The sequence below is a fragment of the Bradyrhizobium nivariense genome, assembly GCF_029846695.2.
Classification (GTDB): Bacteria; Pseudomonadota; Alphaproteobacteria; order Rhizobiales; family Xanthobacteraceae; genus Bradyrhizobium.
In genome coordinates this window covers 64,573-70,782 of the sequence record NZ_JARWCR020000044.1, presented here as the reverse complement: position 1 = coordinate 70,782, position 6,210 = coordinate 64,573, and the positions used below count along the sequence as shown (strand labels likewise).

Genomic DNA, 6,210 nt, shown 5'->3' with positions numbered 1-6,210 from the left:
GCTGAACGTACTCAGCTACAATCTCACCCGTGTGCTGAATATCCTCGGCGTCGAGCCATTGCTGGCAGCCATGCGGGCGTGAGGCGCGGGCAGCGAACTCAATAGCGACACCGACGGCCGCCTTCGTCGCATGGAGGTGATGCGGAGCCGCGTTTTTACACAGCCTGGACCCACAGCGGACGTTGCAGTGAACAGATTTACTAGGCTGGGCGTACCGGACCACTTTGCGAAGCTTCATCAGATCGGAGCCTCTACCATCGCCTCTCAGGCAAGTCGCGCGGTGTTGCAGCCGAACTTCCGATTATACGATCGTGCAGCGTTATACACGGGAGCGAATCTCATATTGGCTTTGCAGGCCCGCCGCCCTAGAATGGCGGCGATCGCAGGACAGGCGAAATGCAGTATGTTTGCGATGCGCCAAAGGGTAAGATCTGGTTCCGTATCGAGACGGAAGGTGAAGCGGCGCATGAGTCGCGCCTGATGAGCCACACAGTCGAGAAATATTTCTTTCGCGAGCGGGAGAAGGCAGTCCAGTTCTGGCGTCGGGAGCGGCCCAACGCGATCGAGCGCGACATCGGACTTGAGGCCCATGTACAGCGAGCGATGCCGCTTTTCCTCACGTTGCGCGACAGGGAGGGCAATGCATTGGCTACAGCGATGCTGCCACCAGATGGCAAGGATCGCGGCGGGTTCCGGATCATCATCGTTGCCGCATCCAATGCCGATCCTTATCCTGAGCAGGATGCGGCCATCGCTGCGCTAGGAGCGCATTTCGGTCTCACACTCGATCGCCACCGCTGCTTCCCGTACGGCCGCTAAGGAGCCTGACAAGTATCTTGCTTGATTGGAGCGATCTCGGCTCATGGCCCCTTTGAGACATGCCGGCCGGCACCGCGAACTTTTGTTAATCGGGGTAGACCAGAAGTAGTCGGCGCACGGTCAAAATGACGCGTTTGACCCCTTGCGGACATTTGAGGCCGCCTCAGTTGGGCGGCCTCTTTCATGACAGCCTTGCCCCACGCGGCGCGCGGCCTTCCCCGCCTGCCAAATGATCTTCGATGTTACCGGCGATCTCCTCGCAGACCGACGCCAACGCAAGCAGTTCGGTTTTAACGAGACGATCGTCGGCCTGCTCGACAAGTTTCCGACACGTGACCGCTTGATCCCATAGATAGATAAGCCAATCATGTATGCCGAACACGGTACCGTTAAGCCTGGAGTGGTGACAATCCATGGTGGGGCTTTCACTAGAACTTCCGGCTTTAGGCCGTCTTGGCGAACATCGTGAGCACACCGTCGGCGATGTTGATGGCAACAACCTGCGACGAGCTCAAGCCCTTCGCTTTAAGCGCAGATACTGCCGCCGGTGCCGCGTCGATGGACTTCCGAAGTGATTGCAAATCTTCTTCGCTTGTCTGCGCGACGATTTCATCGACCTTTGAGCGAACCGCAGGTTGCAATTGCTTGACGTCGACTACCTGTATGCTTCGAATGACCGTGTCGGACTGAGCAGGCGGTTCCTGCGCTCTGGGTTGCGGGGACGCTCCTTGAGCCTGCACGAAAGCGGTCATCCCAAGGGAGAGTGCTGCAATAATGACGGATGCAGTAACGATGCGCATGGTTATTCCTTTCCTCAGTTTGGGAAACCAAACGCACTATCTACGAACTTTGGTTAGCGTTGGATTCTCTCGTGGCCATTCGGTGAAACCAATGCGGCAGTAACAGTTCCCCGGCCCACAATGATGTGCGTGCGGGCGGAAAAGTTTAGCGGATAGGCGAGCGACTTCCGCTGCGGCCTAAGCAGAAGAACGTAACAACCACTCATGTCGTCTATTGAGGGCGGAAGCTGGCGAACATCGCGCCAAGGCTGCGTCGACCGCTTCTGGCGCGTTTGAGACGTGCCCACTATCCTGAGAATGTCAGTTCACCGGGGTAGACCGGAAGTCGTCGTGCTCCGGCCAAACCGACGCGAATGACCCGAAGCGGAAGTTCCGTGGTTCGATGAGCGCAACGCAATCTTCACCATGGGCTCGTCGGCAAACCGGAAGGATCAACTTAGGGGGTGGCACGGATTGCAAGGATGCATAAGTGATCAGCATGAGCAAAGGCATCCCGACCGGCACAACTTATCTTGGGTTCGCCTTGCTATGGCAGGCCGTGTTCTTCATCGCGTGGATCGCTTGTATCGTCTTCTTTGGGGCTGGTTACTTCGCGACCGCAATGGTTGTGATCCTGCTCACCGCGTACGGGTTCTTCCGACATGCCAGATCGATTGGCCGTCGCGCAAAGCAGGGCAGTCGGCGACCAACGCCTGACCTTCGCCAATGGCTATCGATCACGTCAGAGAGCCGAGATGTTATCAACGGCGGTCCTCGATATTAAGCGGCTCGCTGCTGGCCCATCGCTTCCGTTGACGCGGCATAGCCAAACGTCGGTTCATAGGAGCGAACCGGAAGTTTGCAACCGGGCGCCAAACCGGCGCGATTGACCCCTTTCTGACCTCCTGATCAACTGGTCGTACCGAGGAATGGGAGACGCACTCGACGCAATGCGAGCCAGAGTATTGTTGGTAGTCCGATCAGAAAACCAAACCCGAGTGTCATCAAATTTCCCCAGAACAGGCCCGTCATAAGACTCATTAGTGGGAGTTCCGCCCACTCCCAAATTCGATCGGCTGTTTTGAGCCCAAACAAATTGGGAGCCAGCAAGAACAAGTGCAGCATAAAGCCAATTCCACCGATCCAAGTGTAGAACAGATCGCACAGAAGCATGAATGAAAGCAGCGAACGAAGGCGAACCGTTTCGCCTGTGTTGAGCGCAATGAAAGATGCCAAAAAGGCGCCAAGGACGCCCGCAGCATAGAACCAAAAAACAGGAAGGCAGAGGGCTGTGCCAGGGCGGCAGACATGATGCCAGCTGTCAACAAGCGGGACGATCGCTGCGCTCAAGAGCAGCGCCAGCGCAGCCGCAAGAGCTGCGAGCCGCAACCGCCTCCTCATTGGAATACCATGCCTTGTGCCTTCCAGACTACCAGCCGAGCTTATCGCGAGAGGAATGAGCAATCTATGATTGTCTAAATGAAATTTTTCTCGCCTGATTCGGTATGGTTGCTATCAAGTTGATCGGTCACGCGGGGTCCCGTTCTGGCCCTAAGCGTCGGTTGGCGTAGGGCATCGGCAGGTCCGGAGTCTGGGGTAGAGCAGAAGTCATCGCCTCCGGTGCAGACCGTCGCCTTTGACCCGACCCGGTCATCGGCTCGCTTGGACCTACGTAGAACAATGCCTGTTCTCAGCCAGGCTGTATGGGATTGGATTGGTAATGAAACGACGAGAATTCCTGACTCTGGTTGGTGTAGCGTCTGCGTTGCCTCTGGCAGCGCGAGCGCAGCAAGCGCAGCGAATGCGCCGAATTGGCCTTCTCCTCCCCCCACCGCGAAATTTGGAGGTAGACGCGTTCCTCAAGGGGCTCAGCGATCTCGGTTGGGTTAACGGCGTGAACGTCCATGTCGAATATCGCGACGCCGGTGGCGACGACGCCAGGCTGCCGGCGCTTGCGAATGAACTTGTCGCTCTTGATGTTGACGTTCTCGTCACAGCCACATTTCCCGGGATTCTTGCCGCTCACAACGCGACGACAAAAATTCCGACGGTGATGATCGTGGGCCCCGATCTGGTGACCATAGGCCTTGCAGCCAGCATGGCTCATCCTGGCGGCAACATCACGGGACAGACCTTTTTTCTTACAGAACTGGCTGCAAAGCGCTTGGAGATTCTCGCAGGCTTGGCTCCCTCGACGAGACGCGTAGGGGTGCTAGTGCAGCGAGGGAATCCACTGAACAACGCTACAATGAGCACCATGAGGAACGCAGCGCAGGCATTGAAGATGGAGCTACTACCTATCGAGGTAGACGTCCCCGGCGATCTCGAAAGCGCGCTGTCACTCGTCGGCTCTACCCCGATGGACGGCCTCGTGATCACGGACGCAAACGCGTTTGTCACCAACACGTCCATGGTCGCCGCGATTGTGGACAAGTGCCGCGTGCCATCGGTTGCCGCACCCATTGTCGCCTCCCGGGGGGCCGCCCTGATGGGTTACGGAGTGGACTTCACCGCAATGTTCCGCCACGCAGCTGTTTTCGTCGACAAGATATTGAAGGGCGCTAACCCGGCCGAGATCCCCATCGAGCAGCCGACGCAGTTCAAGACAGTCATCAACCACAAGACCGCAAAGGCGCTCGGCGTGGAGATACCTCCGTCGTTGCTGGTGCGCGCTGACGACGTGATCGAATAACAGCGGAGATCTCTCCGGCAAGCGGGAGAGCCAGGTCGCGCCCGGGGCCAATCAATTCAGCCTAACAGCCAGTTCGCTTCAGAACTGATACCTTCTCAGCCCACCATCCACCGGGATCACCGTCCCCGTGATGTACCGCGCCACCGGCGACGCCAAGAACACCGCCAACGCCGCGAGGTCTTCGGGCTCGCCCCAATAGCCGACCGGAATCTCTTCTTCCGCAAAGCGCTCGCGATAGTCCGGCGGATAGTTGCGGCGGATCTGTTCGCTCATGATGCGGCCGGGCGGAATGCAATTGATGGTGATGCCGTGCTCGCCGATCTCGCGCGACAGGCCCTTGGCCCAGGCGTGCACGGCGGCTTTGGCGGCGAATGCGGCGTTGAGGCCTTCGGGCTCGGACTTGCCGGTGATGTTGACGATGCGGCCCCATTTGCGTTCGATCATCTGCGGCAGCAGCGCATGCGCGATGCGGCGGTAGCTGGTGAAATTCAGCGCGATCGCCTCGTCCCATTGGCTGTCGGGCGCGTCGACCGGCAGCGGACGACTGCCGCCGGCATTGTTGATGAGGATGTCGACATGGCCGAGCTCTTTTAGCGCGAAGGCCGAAATCTTCTCTGCCGCGTCCTTGGCCATCACGTCCTGCTCGAACGGGGTGACCAGACCGGAGCCGACTTCCATCACCAGCTCGGCGAGCAGGTCGGTGCGCCGTGCCACGCCGACGACGCGCACGCCTTCGGCAGCCAAGCCCTTGGCGATGGCGCGGCCGATGCCGACGCTCGCTCCGGTGACGACAGCCGTTTTCGATTTGAGCCCGAGGTCCATGGTGACGCTCTCTTGTTTGCTTTTTTGCTTGTTGCTGTTTGTTTGCTGTTCGTTTCCGACCCCGTCCCGCCGGCTTGCGAATTGCCTGAGCGGGACGAGCAGTGGTAACCAAGAGCAACGGTGAAGGAAACACGAAAAAGAAAAGGCGCTGAGCGATGGTCTGGGATCCGCAGCAGTATCTGAAATTCTCCGGCCACCGGCTCCGGCCCGCCGTCGACCTCTTGATGCGGATTCCGGATTCTGGTCCGCGTGCGGTTGCCGATCTCGGCGCCGGCGCCGGCAATGTGACAAAACTGATCAAGGAGCGTTGGCCGGACGCGACGGTGACGGGTGTCGAGGGCTCAGCCGAGATGGTCGCCGCCGGCCGCAAGGCCGCACCGGACGTGGAATGGTCGCACGAAGACCTCGGTCATTGGCGCCCGGCGAAGCAATACGATTTGATCTATTCCAATGCCGCACTGCACTGGCTGCCCAATCATGCGGCACTGTTTCCGTCGGTGATGGAGAAGGTGACACCGGGTGGCATGCTTGCGGTGCAGATGCCGCGCAACTTTCTGGCCCCTTCGCATGTGCTGATCGGCGAGACCGCGCTCGACGGCCCCTGGCGCTCCAAGGTCGCGCATCTCGTCACGCCGCCTCCGGTCGAAGGGCCGGCCTACTATCACGGTCTTCTTGCTCCGATGTCGGCCAATATCGACATCTGGGAGACCGAATATCTGCAAGTGCTCGAAGGCGAGAATCCCGTGAAGGAGTGGACCAAGGGGACCTGGCTGACGCGCTATCTCGACATCTTGCAGGGTGACGAGAAGGCCGCTTTCGAAGCGGCCTATGGCGAGCGGGTAGCGAAGGCCTATCCGAAGAATGCGGCCGGGCAGACGCTGTTCCCGTTCCGGCGTCTGTTCATGGTCGCCCAGCGCAAGGACTGATCGCACTGCCGCAATGCGACATAAGCGCTCGCTTCGCAGGGCTGGAGCGGGTGCCGGGTTGCGCCTTCAGCGGCCGTCAAGATAGCTTCGCTGCGGCAAATTGGGCTTAGGTCTAGTTGTTCGGGTGGCGGATTGCTGCCACTACTGAAACCGTAAACTGGGCTGTAAAACA

General features: G+C 59.1%; 8 protein-coding genes. 4 read left to right on the top strand and 4 right to left on the bottom strand.

The window, feature by feature from the left end:
- Window positions 1-238: hypothetical protein (locus QCM77_RS29425; protein ID WP_279685936.1), on the bottom strand; the 238-nt coding region annotated here is incomplete at its 3' end.
- 158 nt (window positions 239-396) lie between these two features.
- On the opposite strand from QCM77_RS29425, the gene QCM77_RS29420 reads away from it, so the two are divergent.
- Complete coding sequence (locus QCM77_RS29420; RefSeq protein WP_279662756.1) at window positions 397-819, top strand: hypothetical protein; 423 nt, start codon at window positions 397-399, stop codon at window positions 817-819.
- A gap of 443 nt (window positions 820-1,262) precedes the next feature.
- On the opposite strand, the gene QCM77_RS29415 is transcribed toward QCM77_RS29420, so the two are convergent.
- Window positions 1,263-1,619 carry a hypothetical protein gene (locus tag QCM77_RS29415; RefSeq protein WP_279685934.1) on the bottom strand — a complete coding sequence of 119 codons (357 nt, stop codon included), beginning with the start codon at window positions 1,617-1,619 and terminating at the stop codon, window positions 1,263-1,265.
- 469 nt (window positions 1,620-2,088) lie between these two features.
- On the opposite strand from QCM77_RS29415, the gene QCM77_RS29410 reads away from it, so the two are divergent.
- The gene (locus tag QCM77_RS29410; protein ID WP_511337214.1) at window positions 2,089-2,382 is read left to right on the top strand and encodes a hypothetical protein; all 294 of its coding nucleotides are present in this window, start codon (window positions 2,089-2,091) and stop codon (window positions 2,380-2,382) included.
- A gap of 125 nt (window positions 2,383-2,507) precedes the next feature.
- Here the strand turns inward: QCM77_RS29410 and QCM77_RS29405 are convergent, their stop codons facing one another.
- Window positions 2,508-2,987 (bottom strand): hypothetical protein, encoded by a 480-nt coding sequence (locus QCM77_RS29405; protein WP_279667148.1) that lies wholly within the window; start codon window positions 2,985-2,987, stop codon window positions 2,508-2,510.
- Window positions 2,988-3,438: 451 nt separating this feature from the next.
- Between QCM77_RS29405 and QCM77_RS29400 the strand changes: the two genes are divergently transcribed.
- Window positions 3,439-4,290 (top strand): ABC transporter substrate-binding protein, encoded by an 852-nt coding sequence (locus QCM77_RS29400; protein ID WP_279685931.1) that lies wholly within the window; start codon window positions 3,439-3,441, stop codon window positions 4,288-4,290.
- Window positions 4,291-4,368: 78 nt separating this feature from the next.
- Here QCM77_RS29400 and QCM77_RS29395 read toward each other — a convergent pair whose 3' ends face one another.
- Window positions 4,369-5,112, bottom strand: coding sequence for an SDR family NAD(P)-dependent oxidoreductase (locus QCM77_RS29395; RefSeq protein WP_279667146.1), 744 nt, complete (start codon window positions 5,110-5,112; stop codon window positions 4,369-4,371).
- Between the two features lie 155 nt (window positions 5,113-5,267).
- Here QCM77_RS29395 and QCM77_RS29390 point away from each other — a divergent pair, with 155 nt between their 5' ends.
- On the top strand, window positions 5,268-6,038 hold the full coding sequence (locus QCM77_RS29390; RefSeq protein WP_279667144.1) for a methyltransferase domain-containing protein: 771 nt from the start codon (window positions 5,268-5,270) through the stop codon (window positions 6,036-6,038).
- Window positions 6,039-6,210: the final 172 nt, after the last annotated feature.

Bases quoted from the DNA above. Each gene is read 5' to 3' on its own strand.
- QCM77_RS29420 (WP_279662756.1), top strand. From the start codon at position 397: ATGCAGTATGTTTGCGATGCGCCAAAGGGTAAGATCTGGTTCCGTATC.
- QCM77_RS29415 (WP_279685934.1), bottom strand. From the start codon at position 1,619: ATGCGCATCGTTACTGCATCCGTCATTATTGCAGCACTCTCCCTTGGG.
- QCM77_RS29395 (WP_279667146.1), bottom strand. From the start codon at position 5,112: ATGGACCTCGGGCTCAAATCGAAAACGGCTGTCGTCACCGGAGCGAGC.
- QCM77_RS29390 (WP_279667144.1), top strand. From the start codon at position 5,268: ATGGTCTGGGATCCGCAGCAGTATCTGAAATTCTCCGGCCACCGGCTC.